9 protein-coding genes are annotated in these 16,332 nt (G+C 66.0%); 4 read left to right on the plus strand and 5 right to left on the minus strand.

Going from position 1 to position 16,332, the window contains the following annotated elements:
- Positions 1-46: 46 nt before the first annotated feature.
- Positions 47-658 carry a LysE family translocator gene (locus KSS93_RS15015; RefSeq protein ID WP_217884782.1) on the minus strand — a complete coding sequence of 204 codons (612 nt, stop codon included), beginning with the start codon at positions 656-658 and terminating at the stop codon, positions 47-49.
- A gap of 99 nt (positions 659-757) precedes the next feature.
- On the opposite strand from KSS93_RS15015, the gene KSS93_RS15020 reads away from it, so the two are divergent.
- Entirely contained in the window at positions 758-1,768 is a 1,011-nt protein-coding gene (locus KSS93_RS15020) for a GlxA family transcriptional regulator (RefSeq protein ID WP_217884783.1), read from the plus strand.
- Positions 1,769-2,139: 371 nt separating this feature from the next.
- On the opposite strand, the gene KSS93_RS15025 is transcribed toward KSS93_RS15020, so the two are convergent.
- The 4 genes from KSS93_RS15025 to mexE all read right to left on the minus strand — a co-directional run bounded on the left by KSS93_RS15025 (position 2,140) and on the right by mexE (position 10,144).
- On the minus strand, positions 2,140-2,997 hold the full coding sequence (locus KSS93_RS15025) for a CAP domain-containing protein (protein ID WP_217884784.1): 858 nt from the start codon (positions 2,995-2,997) through the stop codon (positions 2,140-2,142).
- Between the two features lie 1,301 nt (positions 2,998-4,298).
- Positions 4,299-5,714, minus strand: coding sequence for an efflux transporter outer membrane subunit (locus tag KSS93_RS15030; RefSeq protein WP_217884785.1), 1,416 nt, complete (start codon positions 5,712-5,714; stop codon positions 4,299-4,301).
- Entirely contained in the window at positions 5,711-8,890 is a 3,180-nt protein-coding gene (locus KSS93_RS15035) for an efflux RND transporter permease subunit (RefSeq protein ID WP_217838965.1), read from the minus strand. The genes KSS93_RS15030 and KSS93_RS15035 overlap by 4 nt, the downstream gene beginning before the upstream one ends.
- A gap of 12 nt (positions 8,891-8,902) precedes the next feature.
- Positions 8,903-10,144, minus strand: coding sequence for a multidrug efflux RND transporter periplasmic adaptor subunit MexE (gene mexE / locus KSS93_RS15040; RefSeq protein ID WP_217884786.1), 1,242 nt, complete (start codon positions 10,142-10,144; stop codon positions 8,903-8,905).
- Positions 10,145-10,552: 408 nt separating this feature from the next.
- Here mexE and KSS93_RS15045 point away from each other — a divergent pair, with 408 nt between their 5' ends.
- The 3 genes from KSS93_RS15045 to KSS93_RS15055 all read left to right on the plus strand — a co-directional run bounded on the left by KSS93_RS15045 (position 10,553) and on the right by KSS93_RS15055 (position 16,238).
- Entirely contained in the window at positions 10,553-11,755 is a 1,203-nt protein-coding gene (locus KSS93_RS15045; RefSeq protein WP_217884787.1) for a TolC family protein, read from the plus strand.
- Positions 11,756-11,861: 106 nt separating this feature from the next.
- Positions 11,862-13,073: an efflux RND transporter periplasmic adaptor subunit gene (locus KSS93_RS15050; RefSeq protein ID WP_217884788.1), complete on the plus strand. Its 1,212-nt coding sequence runs from the start codon at positions 11,862-11,864 to the stop codon at positions 13,071-13,073.
- A 15-nt stretch (positions 13,074-13,088) separates the two neighbouring features.
- A complete protein-coding gene (locus tag KSS93_RS15055; protein WP_217884789.1) occupies positions 13,089-16,238 on the plus strand; it encodes a CusA/CzcA family heavy metal efflux RND transporter in 3,150 nt (1,049 codons plus the stop codon).
- The last annotated feature ends 94 nt before the right edge of the window (positions 16,239-16,332 follow it).

Here is a 16,332-nt window from a genome sequence, read left to right on the forward strand (position 1 = left end):
CTGCCCCCTGTAGGAGCCGGCAAGCCGGCTCCTACAGGGTTTTGCCTCAACGGGTCAGCGGTAGGGCGACGCCAATCAGCGTAAAGAGGCTACCGCAGCAGCGATTGAAACCCTTACCGCTCTTGGCCAGCCATGGCCGCACCCGAAATGCCAGGCGTGCCAGCAGGTACTCGACTGAAAACTCCACGCTGGCGAAGGTCGCCGCCATCACCACGAACTGCACCAGCAAACCGCGCTGCGGGTCGATGAACTGGGGCAGGAAGGCCCCATAGAACAAAAGCACCTTGGGGTTGGCCAGCGCCGACAGCAGGCCCTGGCGGAACAATCCGGCATTGCCCAGGCGCGCCGCACCTTCGGTCAGTTCCAGATGCAGCGCCGGGCTGCGCCACAGCTGCCAGCCAAGCCACACCAGATAAGCGCCACCCGCCCACTTGAGCACCGTCAGCACCGAGGCCGAGGCCTGCAGCAGGGCGCTCAGGCCGAACATCGCCAGGGCGATCAAGGCGCTGAAACCGAACACCCCGCCGACGATGGTGAACAAGGTGCGCCGCGCGCCATACAAGGCGCCATGGGTGAGGGCCAGCAGGCTGTTGGGGCCCGGGGTCAGCGAAAGGCCGATGCTGGCGAGCAGGTAGATGAGCCAGGTGTCGAGTGCCATGGGGATGCCTTGAACAATGAACCGGGCGCCAGTGTAGGGGCAGTTCGACGGTTTCTCAGGGTAGGATATGGTCATATGACGGTGATAACTGGACATGCCATGACCCCCGACCTGCGGTTGCTGATTTTGCCGCTGCCCGAATTCGCGTTGCTGCCCCTCGGCGCCTTCCTCGACAAGCTGCGGTTTTCGGCTGACGACGAGGACTACAGCCGCCAGCGCTATTGCGCCTGGACCGTGCTCGGGCTGGACAGCGCGCCGCTTGCGGCCAGCAGTGGCGCGATGTTGCAGGTGGAGGTGACGCCAGCCCAGGTGGACTGGCGCGCCCACGACTACCTGGTGCTCTTTGGCGGGCGCAGCGCTGCAGCCACGGCGGCACTGGCGCCGCGCTACAAGGCGCTGTTGAAACAGGCAGTGAAAGCCGGCGTGAAGCTGGTGTGCGTCGACAACGCGGCATTCTTGCTGGCTGCCTGCGGCCTGCTGGACGGGCACAAGGTGGTCGTGCACTGGCGCCATGAGGCGGAGTTTCGCGCGTGCTTTCCCAAGGTTCAGGTGCTGGTCGAGCAGTTGTACTGCTTCGATGGTGCACGTATCAGTTGCGCAGGCGGTACCGCCGCCATCGACCTGGCGGTAGAGCTGATCGCCCGCGCCTGTGGTCGCACCCGGGCGCTCAAGGGCCTGGCCGACATGCTGGTGGACGAGAGCCGCGACAGCCGCCATGCCCTGCGCTCGCTTGATTCAGCGCCCGGGCAGGGGCGCCAGGTAAAGCGGGCCATGGCGCTGATGCGCCATCACCTGGCGTCGGCTTTGTCGGTGGAGCAGTTGGCGGCAGAGCTGGGTATCAGCCGGCGCCAGCTTGATCGGCAGTTTCAGGCCAGCCACGGCATGAGCGCCAAGGGCTGGTGGCTGGAGATACGCCTGCAGCAGGCGCGCTGGCGCTTGCTCAATTCAAGCCATGGCCTGGCGCAGATTGCCGAGGAGGTGGGGTTGGGGGATGCCAGTTACCTGGGCAAGTGCGTCAGGAAGCGGTTTGGCTGTACGGCGTTGGCGTTGCGCAGTTCTTGCCTCATCGCCGGCAAGCCGGCTCTCATAGAACAAACTGCAACTCATTGATTTAACACGGTCCCTGTGGGAAGCGGCCTTGCCGGGGCGCCGTCCGGTCGAGATGGGCTGCGCAGCAGCCCCGGCAATTGTGCATGAGGCCGAGACCTTGGGGCCGCTTCGCGCCCCATCGCGACACAAGGCCGCTTCCCACAGATATCGTGGCGCATCTGCTAGACCAGTTCTCTGCGCGCCACATACCCTGTGGGAGCGGGTTTACCGGAGTGCCGGACCACCGCGAAGCAGGCAGCGCGGTGGATGGCACCGGCTTCGCCGGTGTTCGCGGTGGTCCGGCATCCCGGTAAACCCGCTCCCACAGGACCCTGCTAAATCAATAAGTTATGTGTTGTTCTATGAGAGCCGGCTTGCCGGCGATGGGGCCCTCACTGCGGGGTGCCGAACAAACCGGTCCAGTAGATCCCCGCGTCGCTTTTCGGGTCTACGGCGTAGGCGGCACCGAGTTCGCGGTAGTCGGGGTTCATCAGGGTGGCGCAGTGCCCGGGGCTGGCCAGCCAGCCGTCCACCACCTTGCGTGCGCTGTCGCGGCCGGCGGCGATGTTTTCGCCGATCTGCCGGTACAGGTAGCCGGCCAGCTCTGCCCGGTCGCCCGGGGTGCGGCCGTCGCGGTCGAGGTGGTCGAAGAAATTCTGATTGGCCATGTTGCGCGTGTGGTTTGCGGCCACAGCGGCCAGGGTGGTGTTCCAGCTAAGCGCCGGGGCGGCGGGGAAGGGCTGGCCGCCGCACTGGCGCGGTACGTTGCGCGCGGCGTTGACCTCCTGCAGCAGCTTTTGCCCTTCGGCCTGCCAGTCGCCCAGGCGCCCGCTGAGCAGTGGCCGGGCCAACACGATGCGCCAGTCGCGGCCCTCCTGGCTGACGCCGATGTCGACGAACTGCGGGTCGAGCACTACCTGGCAGAAGCTTTCTTCGATGGCTTTCATGGCCGCCTTTGCGTCGCGCGGGCCTGACAGGCTGATGGCCTGCACGTTGACCATGGGGTAGGCGGCGCGGCTCATGGCCTGCTGCAGGTCGCGGGTGCCTTCGGGCGACAGGGCCAGGCGGGTGTCGCTGCTAAGTGGCGGCAGTTCGAGCGATGCCTCGCCGCCGCAGCGTTGGGCTTGGCTGCGGTAGCTGTTGATGGTATCGATCAGTTGCGCTTCTTCGCCGGTGAAGGCCTGGGCGCTGGCAGAAGCCAGCAGGCTCAGCGACAGGCCGAAGAGGCAGGCAACGGATGGGACGCGCATGTGAATCTCCCTGTAACTGGCAGCGTCGGGTTCTGCGCTGCCCATCCTACACAAGCGCAAGGCGTTTGGCCCGGCGTTGTGTGGTTACCGTTGAGGCCCTTTGGGTGAAGGCGTTGCGGTTGAAGCGGGGGTAGACCATGGGGGGGCGAAAAAGTGCGGTGGCCATGGTGGGTTTCTCGATGGTTGCTGTTTTTTTTGGGGGTTGTAGTTATCGACACTGGAATGGGGTGGGCTGTTCCGTTGCGCTTGTTTTCATGACGGTCATGGTTCCTTTTCAGCGATCGCGTGTGCGGGTGATTTATATTTTTGCGGTGGGCGCTGTGATCTGGTTTAGTTGGTTGTTGGTTTGTTTTGAGGTTTTTATGCGCATTCATTATTTGTATTGACGCTTATTCACCTTTCCGCCCTTACGGCGGGTAACTTTTTGAGGGATCAAAAAGTCACCAAAAAATCCTCGCTCCATTCATACGGCCCCCTGCGCTTCGCTCCGGGGGTTCCCTCACTCCGGGCTTGCTCCGGGGGTACGCGCCGACGGGCCGTCCCTGGCCCGATCGGCGCTCGACCGGCATCCATGCCGGTCGCCCCCCTACGCAATCCCTGCGTTCGGCCTCCTGAAGTCGCGAAGTTAGTGGCGGCGCCTGGGCTGGCGCAGCTAACCGCTAGTTGCCACCGTGGGAACTCAGGATTTTATCGCGGGGCAAGTCGCAGCGGCGCACCGCCGCTCCCACGCCAGAAGTTGGTGCGCACAACTAGCGTGGGAGCGGGCTTGCCCCGCGATTGCGTCAGAACAAACAACACATCAATAACAATTAAACCAACATCCCAGCTCTTGATCTGGCTCTTGATCTGGCTTCTAAGCGCGCGGTAGTTCAGACAACACAAATCGCGACTTCAGGAGGCCGAGCGTAGGGATTGCGTAGGAGGGCGACCGGCATGGATGCCGGTCGAGCGCCGATCGGGCCAGGGACGGCCCGTCGGCGCGTACCTCCGGAGCAAGCCCGGAGCGAGGGAACCCCCGAAGCGCAGCGTAGGGGGCCGGATGATGGGAGCAGGGCGGCTTTGGTTACTTTGGCCGCGACCAAAGTAACCCGCCGTAAGGGCGGAAAGGTGACGAAAAGCGCTCATCGTCAATGAATGTGCATACATCTCCCAAAGCAATCACCATCAAACCCCGAACCCGAACCCGAACCCGAACCCGAACCCGAACCCGAACCCATAAAAAAGCCCCAACAACCAAAAGGCCATCGGGGCAAACGGTTGGGAGAAAATCCAACCAAAGGAGCTCTCAATTCAAAAGACGATCACCGCGAACTGGCCACCACCTCCGGCTGCCAGCCGCCCCCAAGGGCCTTGTAGATCGCCACGATCCCGCTATACAACTCAACCTCACCCTGCGCCTGCGCATCCTCGGCACTCAGCCGCTCCCGCTCGGCATCGAGCAGCACCAGGTAATCCACGGTCCCCTCGCGATAGCGAATCGACGCCAGCTCCGCCGCCTTGCGGCTGGCCTCGCTCTGGCGCATCAGGGCCAGCAGCCGTTGCTGGCGCTTGCCGTAATCGCTGAAGGCATTCGAAGACTCCTCCAGTGCCAGCAGCACATGCTGCTCGTAGCTGGCCAGCGCCCCCTCGGCATCGGCCTTGGCCCCGCGCAGGCGGGCCCGCACGCTGCCCAGGTCAAACGCCGCCCAGGTGATGCTCGGGCCCAGCGCCCAGGCATTGGCCGCCGACGAACCAATCTGCGAGCCCCGCGCGGCCGTGAAGCCCAAAAAGCCGCTCAGGCTCACCCGCGGGAACAGGTCGGCAGTGGCCACGCCCACATTGGCGGTGGCTGCTGCCAGTTGGCGCTCGGCGCTGCGGATGTCCGGGCGGCGGCGCAGCAGCTCGCCCGGGTCACCCACCGGCAGCGCCTTGGCAATCGCCGGCAAGGCCTTGGGCGACAGGTCCACGGCCAATGCGTCCGGGCGCTGGCCCAGCAGGGTGGCGATGCGGTTCTTCGCCCGCACCTGCTCGGCCTGCAACTGCGGCACGGTGGCCTCGACACCCGCCAGGCGGGCATCGGCGCGCACCACGTCGAGCTCGTTGCCGACACCGGTGTCACGCAGGGTCACGGTGATATCCCGCGATTCCTGCTGGGTCTTCAGGTTGGCCAGGGCGATCTTCTCGCGCAGTTGCGCGCCACGCAGTTGGCCGTAGGCGTCCACCAGCTCGGCGATCAGGCTCACCTGCAACTGCGCAAGGTCGGCCGCGGCGGCCGCCTCTTGCGCTTCGCTGGCTTCGATGCGGCGCTGGATGCGCCCGAACAGGTCAAGCTCCCAGGCCATGTCCAGGCCCAGGTCGTAGCGCTCGCTGTTGACCCGGCGCTCGGTCTGGCCCGGGATCTGGCCCTTGCCCAGGTCGCTGCTGGCACGGCTGGTGACCACCGGCAGCTGGTCGTTGGCCGCATCGTCGCGGATCGCCCGCGCCGACTTCAGCCTGGCAAAAGCCACCCGCAGGTCACGGTTGCCATCCAGCGAGGCTTGCACCAGCTGGTTCAGCACCGGGTCGTCGAACTGCTTCCACCACACGCTTTCGAAGTGGCTGCGGTCGAACGCCTTGGCCTCAAGGCCGCTGTCCAGCTTGGCCGGTTCAGTGGCCGGGGCCTGGTAGTCCGGGCCCACCGCGCAGGCCGCCAGGGCCAGCGCCAGCAGGCTCGGAGTCAGGGGTTTGAGCAGGTTCATGCATGGTTCTCCAGCGCGGGGGCGTGCGCAGCCTTGCGGGCCTGGCGACGCTCGACGAAACGGCGGATCAGGAAGAAGAACACCGGGGTCAGGAACAGGCCGAACACGGTCACCCCGATCATTCCCGAGAACACCGCCACACCCATGGCATGACGCATCTCGGAACCGGCGCCAGAGCTGAATACCAGCGGCACCACACCCATGATGAAGGCGATCGAGGTCATCAGGATCGGCCGCAGGCGCAGGCGGCAGGCTTCCAGTACCGCAGCCAGCGGGTCGAGGCCCTTGGCCTGTTCATCCTTGGCGAACTCGACGATAAGAATCGCGTTCTTGCACGCCAGGCCCACCAGTACGATCAAGCCGATCTGGGTGAAGATGTTGTTGTCGCCACCGGACACGATCACCCCGGTGATGGCCGACAGCAGGGTCATCGGCACGATCAGGATCACCGCCAGCGGCAGGCTCCAGCTCTCGTACTGGGCGGCCAGTACCAGGAAGGCCAGCAGCACGCACAGCGGGAACACGAACAATGCAGTGTTGCCCGAGAGAATCTGCTGGTAGGTCAGGTCGGTCCACTCGAAGGTCATGCCGTTGGGCAGCTCTTCCTTAAGCAGCTTCTCGATTGCAGCCTCGGCCTGGCCGGAGCTGTAGCCCGGGGCTGCGGCGCCGTTGATCTCGGCGGTGATGAAGCCGTTGTAGTGCATCACGCGGTCAGGCCCGGAGGTATCGCTGACCTTGAGGAAGGTCGCCAGCGGGATCATCTCGCCCAGGTTGTTGCGCACCTTCAGCTGGCCGATCTGCTCGGCGTCGAGGCGGAACTGCTGCTCGGCCTGGACGTTGACTTGGTAAGTGCGGCCAAAGCGGTTGAAGTCGTTGGTGTACAACGAGCCCAGGTAAACCTGCAGGGTGTCGAAGATGTCGGTGATCGCCACGCCGTGGGTCTTGGCCTTTTCCCGGTCGATGGCGGCATCGACCTGCGGCACGTTGACCTGGTAGCTGGTGAACAGGCCCGCCAGTTCTGGCACGTTGTGGCTCTTGGCGATGATGTTCTGGGTCTCTTTGTACAGCGCTTCGTAGCCCAGGTTGCCGCGGTCTTCGATCTGCAGGCGGAAGCCGCCGATGGTGCCCAGGCCTTGTACTGGCGGTGGCGGGAAGATCGCGATGTAAGCGTCCTGGATATCGGCAAACTGCGCGTTCAGTGCGGCGGCGATGGCGGCAGCCGACTGGCTCGGGTCCTTGCGCTCGTCGAACGGTTTGAGCGGGGTGAACACGATGCCGCTGTTCGGGCTGTTGGTGAAGCCGTTGATCGACAGGCCCGGGAAGGCCACCGAGTCGGCTACACCCGGTTGCTTCAAGGCAATTTCGCTCATGCGCTTGATCACAGCCTCGGTACGGTCGAGGCTGGCGGCGTCAGGCAACTGGGCGAAGGCCACCAGGTACTGCTTGTCCTGGGCCGGCACGAAACCGGTCGGGGTGGACGAGAAGCCCAGGTAGGTCAGGCCCATGAGCCCGGCATACACGAACAGCGCAATGCTGCTGCCGCGGATGACCCGGCGTACGCCGCCCACATAGCTGTGGCTGGCCCGGTCGAAGAAGCGGTTGAACGGCGCGAACAGCCAGCTGCCCAGGAGTTTTTCCAGAATGCGCGAGAAACGGTCCTTGGGTGCGTGGTGGTCTTTGAGCAGCACGGCAGCCAACGCTGGCGACAGGGTCAGCGAGTTGAACGCCGAAATCACGGTAGAGATGGCGATGGTCAGGGCGAACTGCTTGTAGAACTGCCCGGTAAGGCCCGAGATGAACGCCGCCGGCACGAACACGGCGCACAGCACCAGCGCCGTGGCGATGATCGGCCCGGTCACTTCGCTCATGGCCTTTTGTGTGGCCTCGAGCGGTTTCAGGCCAAGCCCGATGTTCCGTTCGACGTTCTCCACCACGACGATGGCGTCGTCCACCACGATACCGATGGCCAGCACCAGCCCGAACAATGACAGCGCGTTGAGCGAGAAGCCGAACAGGTGCATCACCGCAAAGGTACCGATCAGCGATACCGGCACGGCCAGCAGCGGGATGATCGAGGCGCGCCAGGTCTGCAGGAACAGGATCACCACCAGCACAACCAGGATCAGCGCTTCGAACAGGGTGTGCACCACTGCTTCGATGGAGCCACGCACGAACACGGTCGGGTCATAGACGATGCTGTAGTCCATGCCCTCGGGGAAGTCCTTCTTAAGCTCGGCCATCTTCGCCCGCACTTCGTCGGAGATCTCGATGGCGTTGGAGCCAGGGCGCTGGAAGATCGGGATGGCCACCGCCGGCTGGTTGTTCAGCAGCGAGCGCAGGGCGTACTGGCTGGAGCCGAGCTCGACCCGGGCGATGTCTTTCAGGCGGGTGATTTCGCCATCGGCACCGGCGCGGATGATGATGTTCTCGAACTCTTCCTCGTTGACCAGGCGGCCTTGAGTGTTGATCGACAGCTGGAAGCTGCTGGCACCCGGGGCGGGCGGGGCGCCCAGCTGGCCGGCGGCCACCTGGCGGTTCTGCTCGCGAATGGCCGCTACCACGTCACCGGCGGTGAGGTTGCGCGAGGCGGTCTTGTTCGGGTCGAGCCACACGCGCAGCGAGTAGTCGCCCATGCCGAACAGCTGCACGTCACCCACGCCGCCCAGGCGCGCCAGCTCATCCTTGATGTTGAGGATGGCGTAGTTGGACAGGTACAGCATGTCGTAGCGTTGGTCCGGCGAGGTCAGGTGCACGACCATGGTCAGGTCGGGCGAGGCCTTGTCGACGGTGATGCCGATACGGGTCACTTCCTCAGGCAGCTTGGGCTGGGTGCGGGTGACGCGGTTTTGCACCTGCACCTGGGCGTTGTCCAGGTCGGTGCCCAGGGCGAAGGTGATGGTCAGGGTCAGCTTGCCGTCGGCGGTGGACTGCGAGGACATGTACAGCATGTTCTCTACACCGGTGATGGCCTGCTCAAGCGGCGCGGCGACGGTTTCGCCGATCACCTTGGGGTTGGCGCCGGGGAAGTTGGCACGCACCACCACGGTGGGCGGCACCACTTCGGGGTATTCGCTGATCGGCAGCTGGAACAGCGAGATCGAACCCGCAATCAGCAGCACCAGCGACAGCACCGCGGCGAAGATCGGCCGGGTAATGAAGAATTTCGAGAAGTTCATCGGTGTGGTCCCTTAACCGCGTGGCGCCTGGGCGCTGGCGACTTTCACGTTGGAGCCCGCAACCTTGGGCGCCGGGTTGCTGGCCTCCAGGGCCTGGCGCTGTTGGGCGAGGGCGGCGAGGGTCTGTTCGCTGGCCATCTGGGTTTCTTCAGGGGAAACCTGCGAGCCAGGGCGCACGCGCTGCAGGCCCCTGACCACGATGCGGTCGTCCTTGGCCAGGCCGCTGCGCACGATGCGCAGGCCTTCAAGCTTTGGCCCCAATTCCACGGCGCGGTAGGCCGCCTTGTTGTCCTTGTCCATCACCAGCACGAACTTCTTGCCAAGGTCGGTGCCCACTGCTTCGTCGTTGATCAGCACGGCGTCGTACTGGGCGCTGCCGACCAGTTTCAGGCGGGCGTACAGGCCCGGGGTGAACTGGCCGTCGCGGTTGTCGAACACGGCGCGGCCACGGATGGTGCCGGTGCGCGGGTTGACCTGGTTGTCGACGAAGTTCATCCGGCCCAGGTGCGGGTTGCCGGTTTCGTTGGTCAGGCCCAGGTACACCGGGGTGCTCTGGCCGCGCTGGCCGTCGCGCGCCAGCTGGTTGTACTTGAGGTACACGCGCTCGTCGGCGTCGAAGTAGGCGTACACCTTGTCGGTGGACACCACGCTGGTCAGCGGGGTGACGTCGGCGCTGACGATGTTGCCGGCGGTGTATTGCGCGCGGCTGACGCGCCCGGCGATCGGCGCGGTGACGCGGGTGAAGCTCAGGTTCAGGCGGGCCAGGTCCAGTTGGGCCTGGATCGCATCGACCCCGGCACGCGCTTCGGCGGCGGCGCTGGTACGCGACTCGGCAAGCTCGGCAGAGATGGCGTTGCTGTCACGCAGGCGCTCGCCGCGGCGGGCTTCGTTGGCGCTGCGAATGGCAGTGGCCTTGGCCTGCGACAGCTGCGCTTCGAGGCGGCGTACTTCAGCCTGGAACGGGCGCGGGTCGATCTGGAACAGCAGGTCGCCTTTCTTTACCTGGGCGCCTTCGGTAAAGGCCACCAGGTCGATCTGGCCCGAAACGCGCGGGCGCACTTCGACGGTTTCCGGTGCTTCGAGGCGGCCGGTGAACTCGTCCCATTCGTTGATCGGTTGTTCGATGACCTTGGCGACGCTGACCTTTGGCGCGGCGGGAGCCTGCACGGCGTCTGGGGTACGGCCACAAGCGCTGAGCACCACCACTGCCAGGGCAGCGAGCGGGAAGCGCAAGGGTTTGAGTGAGTGGTCCATGGAGAACTCCGCCAATGTATTTAGTAGTGGGCGGAGTGTGAGTGCCTTGCGCGTGACGCACGAATCGAACGCAGCGAAGGTTATTATCACGCGCAATGATATGAGCGATGCTGGTATCGATATGGGCGTATGGTTGGCAGGTACCCCCAACAGCGGCGCGAACGCCGTGTGTAGGAGCGGCCTTGTGCCGCGAAAGGGCTGCGTAGCGGCCCCAGGATCTCGGCATCATGCAAAATCGCCGGGGCTGCTGCGCAGCCCTTTCGCGGCACAAGGCCGCTCCTACACAGGGGGCGAGCCAGCCAGAAAGACATTACAAAATTGTAATCTGCCCGCCACCCCCCCGATAACCACTCCTCCCTAGAGTCCCTCGCCAATGCATTCCGCCGCTTGCCGACGAGGACTTCCGCCGTGCCCATCCCCCGCAATGTCGCCTGGCTCTGCCTGCTGCTGGCCGGCCCTGCCGCCGCCGACGGCCTGAGCCTGGCCCAGGCCCTGGACGCCGCCTATGCCAACAACCCCGAACTGGCCGCGGTCGGCCGCGAGATCGGCGTGGCCGAGGGCGAGCGGCGCCAGGCCGGGTTGCTGCCCAACCCTGAGCTTTCCTGGGAGGTGGAAGACACCCGGCGCAGCACCAGCACCACCACGGTCATGCTCAGCCAGCCGCTGGAGCTGGGCGGCAAGCGCGGTGCGCGCATCGAGGTTGCCGAAGCCGGCCAGGCGCTGGCGCAACTGGAGCTGGAGCGCCAGCGCAACGGCCTGCGCGCCGATGTGGTGCAGGCCTACCACGCGGCCTTGCGCGCACAGACTGCGCTGGAGCTGGCGCAGCAATCGCAAACCCTGACCGAGCGCGGTGTGCGGGTGGTCGAGGGCCGGGTCAAGGCTGGCCAGTCGTCGCCGGTGGAGGCGACCCGCGCCCAGGTGCAACTGGCCCAGGCCCAGGCCGCAGTGCGCCGCGCGCAAACCGGGCGCGCCGTGGCCTGGCAGGCATTGGCGCGGCTGACCGGCAGCGCCGATACCCGCTTCGAGCGGCTCGATGCCGCCACCCTGTCACCCGGCCAGGCGCCGCAGGCCGAGCAGTTGCTGGCCAAGGTCGAGCAGACCGCCGACTGGCGCCTGGCTGCCGCGCAAGTGCAGCGCGGCGAGGCCAGCCTGGGCTCGGAAAAGGCCCAGCGCATCCCCAACCTCACCGTCAGCCTGGGCAGCCAGTACAGCCGCGAGGACCGCGAGCGGGTCAACGTGGTCGGGCTGTCGATGCCGCTGCCGCTGTTCGACCGCAACCAGGGCAACGTGCTGGCCGCTGCGCGGCGCGCCGACCAGGCCCGTGACCTGCGCAACGCCGTGGAACTGCGCCTGCGTAGCGACACCCGCAGCGCCATCGAGCAGTGGGCCACCGCCATGGGCGAGGTGCAGGCCTACGACCGCACCATCCTGCCTTCGGCGCAGCAGGCGGTGGACACCGCCACCCGCGGTTTCGAGATGGGCAAGTTCGCCTTCCTCGATGTGCTCGATGCCCAGCGCACGCTGATCGAGGCGCGCGGCCTTTACCTCGACGCCCTGGCCCAGGCCACCGATGCGCGTGCGCAGGTGGAACGCATCTACGGCGAACTCTGAGCCCGGCCCATCGCTCCCACGGGCGCAGCCTTCAGCTGCGTGGGGGCGGGCTTGCCCCGCGATGGGGCCCCAATTGCACTTTACGAATTTTCCAGCAGGAGCCCCAATGACCACCCCCCGCAAACTCGCGATCCTCGCCGCAGCCCTGGCCTCCCTCGGCCTTGGCGGCCTGGCCTGGACCGGCACCCTGGGCCAGGCCAGCAGCCACGCCCAGCACGACGACCATGGTGAAGAAAGCCACAGTGAAGAGGGCCATGGCGAAGAGGGCCATGGCGATGAAAAAGCCCATGGGGACGAAGAAGGCCAGTTGCACCTGAGCGCCGAGCAGATCCAGGCCGCCGGCGTGCAGTTGGCCACCGCCGGCCCGCAGGCCCTGGGCAGCGCCATCAGCTTCCCCGGCGAGATCCGCTTCGACGAAGACCGCACCGCCCATGTGGTGCCGCGCGTGCCCGGGGTGGTCGAGGCGGTGCATGCCGAGCTGGGCCAGGCGGTCAAGCGCGGCCAGGTGCTGGCCGTCATTGCCAGCCAGCAGATCTCCGAACTGCGCAGCGAACAGCAGGCTGCCCAGCGTCGGCTGGAGCTGGCGCGCCTGACCTTCGAGCGGGAAAAGCAGCTGTGGCAGGAGCGCATCAGCGCCGAGCAGGACTACCTGCAAGCGCGTCAGGCCCTGCAAGAGGCCGAGATCGCCGCCGCCAATGCCGGGCAGAAGGTCGCCGCCGTGGCCCCGGCCGGGCGCGGCAACCGCTTCGAGCTGCGCGCGCCCTTCGATGCGGTGGTGGTAGAGAAACACCTGACCGTGGGCGAGGTGGTGGGCGAGGCCAGCAATGCGTTCACCTTGTCTGACCTGAGCCGGGTCTGGGCCACCTTCGCCGTGGCCCCGCGCGACCTGGACAAGGTGGTCAGCGGCCGCGACGTCACCGTCAGTGCCCCGGACCTGGGGGCCCAGGTGCAGGGCAAGGTCAACTACGTCGGCAGCCTGCTGGGCGAGCAGAACCGCGCCGCTACCGTGCGCGCCACCCTGGCCAACCCCAATGGCGCCTGGCGCCCGGGGCTGTTCGTCAATATTGCGGTCACCGTCGAGCGTTTCGACGCCGCGGTGGTGGTGCCCGAAGCGGCGTTGCAAACCTGGGAGGACAAGACCGTGGTGTTCGCCCGCACCGAGGAGGGCTTCGAGGCCCGCCCGGTCACCCCGGGCCGCCGCGATGCCGGCCAGGTGGAAATTCGCGAAGGCCTTGCCGCCGGCACCGTGGTCGCTGCTGCCGGCAGCTTCGTCCTCAAGTCCGAGCTGGGCAAAGGCTCGGCCGAACACAGCCATTGAGTGGGGACGCCTGACATGTTCGAACGCCTGATCCAGTTCGCCATCGAGCAGCGCCTGGTGGTGATGCTTGCCGTGGTGCTGATGGCTGCCGTGGGCATCCACAGCTACCAGAAGCTGCCCATCGACGCGGTGCCCGACATCACCAACGTGCAGGTGCAGGTCAACACCGCTGCCCCTGGCTATTCGCCGCTGGAAACCGAACAGCGCATCACCTACGCCATCGAAACCGCCATGGCCGGCCTGCCGGGCCTCAAGCAAACCCGCTCGCTGTCGCGCTCGGGGTTGTCGCAGGTGACGGTGATCTTCGCCGATGGCACGGATATCTTCTTCGCCCGCCAACTGGTCAACGAGCGCCTGCAGGTGGCCCGTGAGCAACTGCCCGAGGGCATCGAGGCGGCCCTGGGGCCGATCTCTACCGGGCTGGGGGAGATCTTCCTGTGGACGGTGGAGGCCAAGGACGGTGCAGTCAAAGACGACGGCACGCCCTATACCCCCACCGACCTGCGGGTGATCCAGGACTGGATCATCAAGCCGCAACTGCGCAACGTGCCGGGGGTGGCCGAAGTCAACAGCATCGGCGGCCACGCCAAGCAGTACCTGATTGCGCCGGAGCCCAAGCGCCTGGCGGCCTACAAGGTGACCCTCAACGATTTGATCGCAGCGCTGGAGCGCAACAACGCCAACGTCGGCGCCGGCTACATCGAGCGCAACGGCGAGCAGTTGCTGATTCGCGCCCCGGGGCAGGTGGCCTCGGCCGAAGATATCGCCAACGTCGTTATCGCAAGTGTTGACGGTACGCCAATCCGCGTCAGCCATGTGGCCCAGGTGGGCCTGGGTGAAGAGCTGCGTTCGGGCGCGGCCACCGAGAACGGCCGTGAAGTGGTGCTGGGCACGGTATTCATGCTGATCGGCGAAAACAGCCGCAGCGTGTCGCAAGCGGTGGCGGCCAAGCTTGAAGAGATCAACCGCAGCCTGCCTGAAGGTGTGGTGGCGGTGACCGTGTACGACCGCACCAACCTGGTGGAAAAGGCCATCGCCACGGTGAAGAAGAACCTCATCGAGGGCGCGATCCTGGTCATCGCCGTGTTGTTTTTGTTCCTCGGCAATATCCGCGCGGCGCTGATCACCGCCATGGTGATCCCGCTGTCGATGCTGTTCACCTTCACCGGCATGTTCAGCAACAAGGTCAGCGCCAACCTGATGAGCCTGGGCGCGCTGGACTTTGGCATCATCGTCGACGGCGCGGTGGTGATCGTCGAAAACGCCATCCGCCGCCTGGCCCATGCCCAGCAGCACCACGGGCGCATGCTTACCCGCAGCGAGCGCTTGCATGAGGTGTTCGCTGCCGCCCGCGAGGCGCGCCGGCCACTGATTTACGGGCAGCTGATCATCATGGTGGTGTACCTGCCGATCTTTGCCCTCACCGGTGTGGAGGGCAAGATGTTCCACCCCATGGCCTTCACCGTGGTGCTGGCGCTGCTGGGGGCGATGATCCTTTCGGTGACCTTCGTGCCGGCGGCCATCGCGCTGTTCGTCACCGGCAAGGTCAAGGAAGAGGAGGGCGTGGTGATGCGCACCGCGCGCCGCCGCTATGCGCCGGTGCTGGAGTGGGTGCTGGGCAAGCGCAACCTGGCCTTTGCCGGCGCCGCCGCGGTGGTGCTGCTGTCGGGCGTGCTGGCCAGCCGCATGGGCAGCGAGTTCATCCCAAGCCTGAGCGAAGGCGACTTCGCCCTGCAGGCGCTACGGGTACCGGGCACCAGCCTGTCGCAGTCGGTGGACATGCAGCAGCGCCTGGAGAAAGCCATCATCGAGCAGGTGCCGGAAGTGCAACGGGTGTTCGCCCGCACCGGTACCGCCGAGATCGCCTCCGACCCGATGCCGCCGAACATCTCCGACGCCTACGTGATGCTCAAACCGCGCGAGCAGTGGCAAGACCCGGGCAAACCGCGCGAAGCGCTGATCGCCGAGGTGCAGCGTGCCGCCGCGAGGGTGCCGGGCAGCAACTACGAGCTGTCGCAGCCGATCCAGCTGCGCTTCAACGAGTTGATTTCCGGGGTGCGCAGCGATGTGGCGGTGAAGGTGTTCGGTGACGACATGCAGGTGCTCAACCGCACCGCTGCGCAAATTGCCGCGCGCCTGCAGCAGGTGCCGGGGGCGTCCGAGGTGAAGGCCGAGCAAACCACCGGCCTGCCGGTGCTGACCATCGACATCGACCGCGACAAGGCTGCCCGCTACGGCCTGAACGTGGGCGACGTGCAGGACGCCATCGCCATCGCCGTGGGCGGGCGCAGTGCCGGCACCTTGTACGAAGGTGACCGCCGCTTCGACATGGTGGTGCGTTTGCCAGAGCAGTTGCGTACCGATGTGGACGGGTTGTCCGGCCTGCTGATCCCGGTGCCGGCCAGCGCCGCCAATGGCGCCGGGCAGATCGGCTTCATCCCGCTGGGCCAGGTGGCCACGCTGAACCTGCAACTGGGGCCCAACCAGATCAGCCGTGAAGACGGCAAGCGTGTGGTGGTGGTCAGCGCCAACGTGCGCGGGCGTGACCTGGGTTCGTTCGTGGAGGAGGCCTCGCAGGCGCTGATCGACCAGGTGCCGGTTCCGGCTGGCTACTGGACCCGTTGGGGCGGGCAGTTCGAGCAGTTGCAGTCGGCGGCCGAGCGGCTGCGGGTGGTGGTGCCGGTGTCGCTGCTGCTGGTGATGGCGTTGCTGCTGATGATGTTCAACAACCTCAAGGATGGCCTACTGGTGTTCACCGGCATCCCGTTCGCCCTGACCGGTGGCGTGCTGGCGCTGTGGTTGCGGGATATTCCGCTGTCGATTTCTGCCGGGGTGGGCTTTATCGCCCTGTCGGGGGTGGCGGTGCTCAATGGCCTGGTGATGATTGCCTTCATTCGCAACCTGCGTGAGGAAGGCCGTGGCCTGCGGGCTGCAGTGCAGGAGGGCGCGCTGACTCGTCTGCGGCCGGTGCTGATGACGGCGCTGGTGGCCTCGCTCGGGTTTATCCCCATGGCCCTGGCCACCGGCACCGGCGCCGAGGTGCAGCGGCCGCTGGCGACGGTAGTGATTGGCGGCATCCTGTCGTCGACGGCGCTGACCTTGCTGGTGCTGCCGGCGTTGTACCAGTGGGCGCACCGGCGTGAAGAAGAAGTAGAGACCGCGTGAGCTTCATCGCCGGCAAGCCGGCTTGTATGGTAGGACTTGAAGGGAGGAGGAGGGACAAAGTCGGCTTCTGACTGTTAGCAGCAGTACAGACCGT

Origin of the sequence: Pseudomonas xanthosomatis, from assembly GCF_019139835.1 — a bacterium.
GTDB classification, from domain to species: Bacteria; Pseudomonadota; Gammaproteobacteria; order Pseudomonadales; family Pseudomonadaceae; genus Aquipseudomonas; species Aquipseudomonas fakonensis.

Coding starts and splice junctions, on each gene's coding strand:
- KSS93_RS15015 (WP_217884782.1), bottom strand. CDS start 658: ATGGCACTCGACACCTGGCTCATCTACCTGCTCGCCAGCATCGGCCTT.
- KSS93_RS15020 (WP_217884783.1), top strand. CDS start 758: ATGACCCCCGACCTGCGGTTGCTGATTTTGCCGCTGCCCGAATTCGCG.
- KSS93_RS15025 (WP_217884784.1), bottom strand. CDS start 2,997: ATGCGCGTCCCATCCGTTGCCTGCCTCTTCGGCCTGTCGCTGAGCCTG.
- KSS93_RS15030 (WP_217884785.1), bottom strand. CDS start 5,714: ATGAACCTGCTCAAACCCCTGACTCCGAGCCTGCTGGCGCTGGCCCTG.
- KSS93_RS15035 (WP_217838965.1), bottom strand. CDS start 8,890: ATGAACTTCTCGAAATTCTTCATTACCCGGCCGATCTTCGCCGCGGTG.
- mexE (WP_217884786.1), bottom strand. CDS start 10,144: ATGGACCACTCACTCAAACCCTTGCGCTTCCCGCTCGCTGCCCTGGCA.
- KSS93_RS15050 (WP_217884788.1), top strand. CDS start 11,862: ATGACCACCCCCCGCAAACTCGCGATCCTCGCCGCAGCCCTGGCCTCC.
- KSS93_RS15055 (WP_217884789.1), top strand. CDS start 13,089: ATGTTCGAACGCCTGATCCAGTTCGCCATCGAGCAGCGCCTGGTGGTG.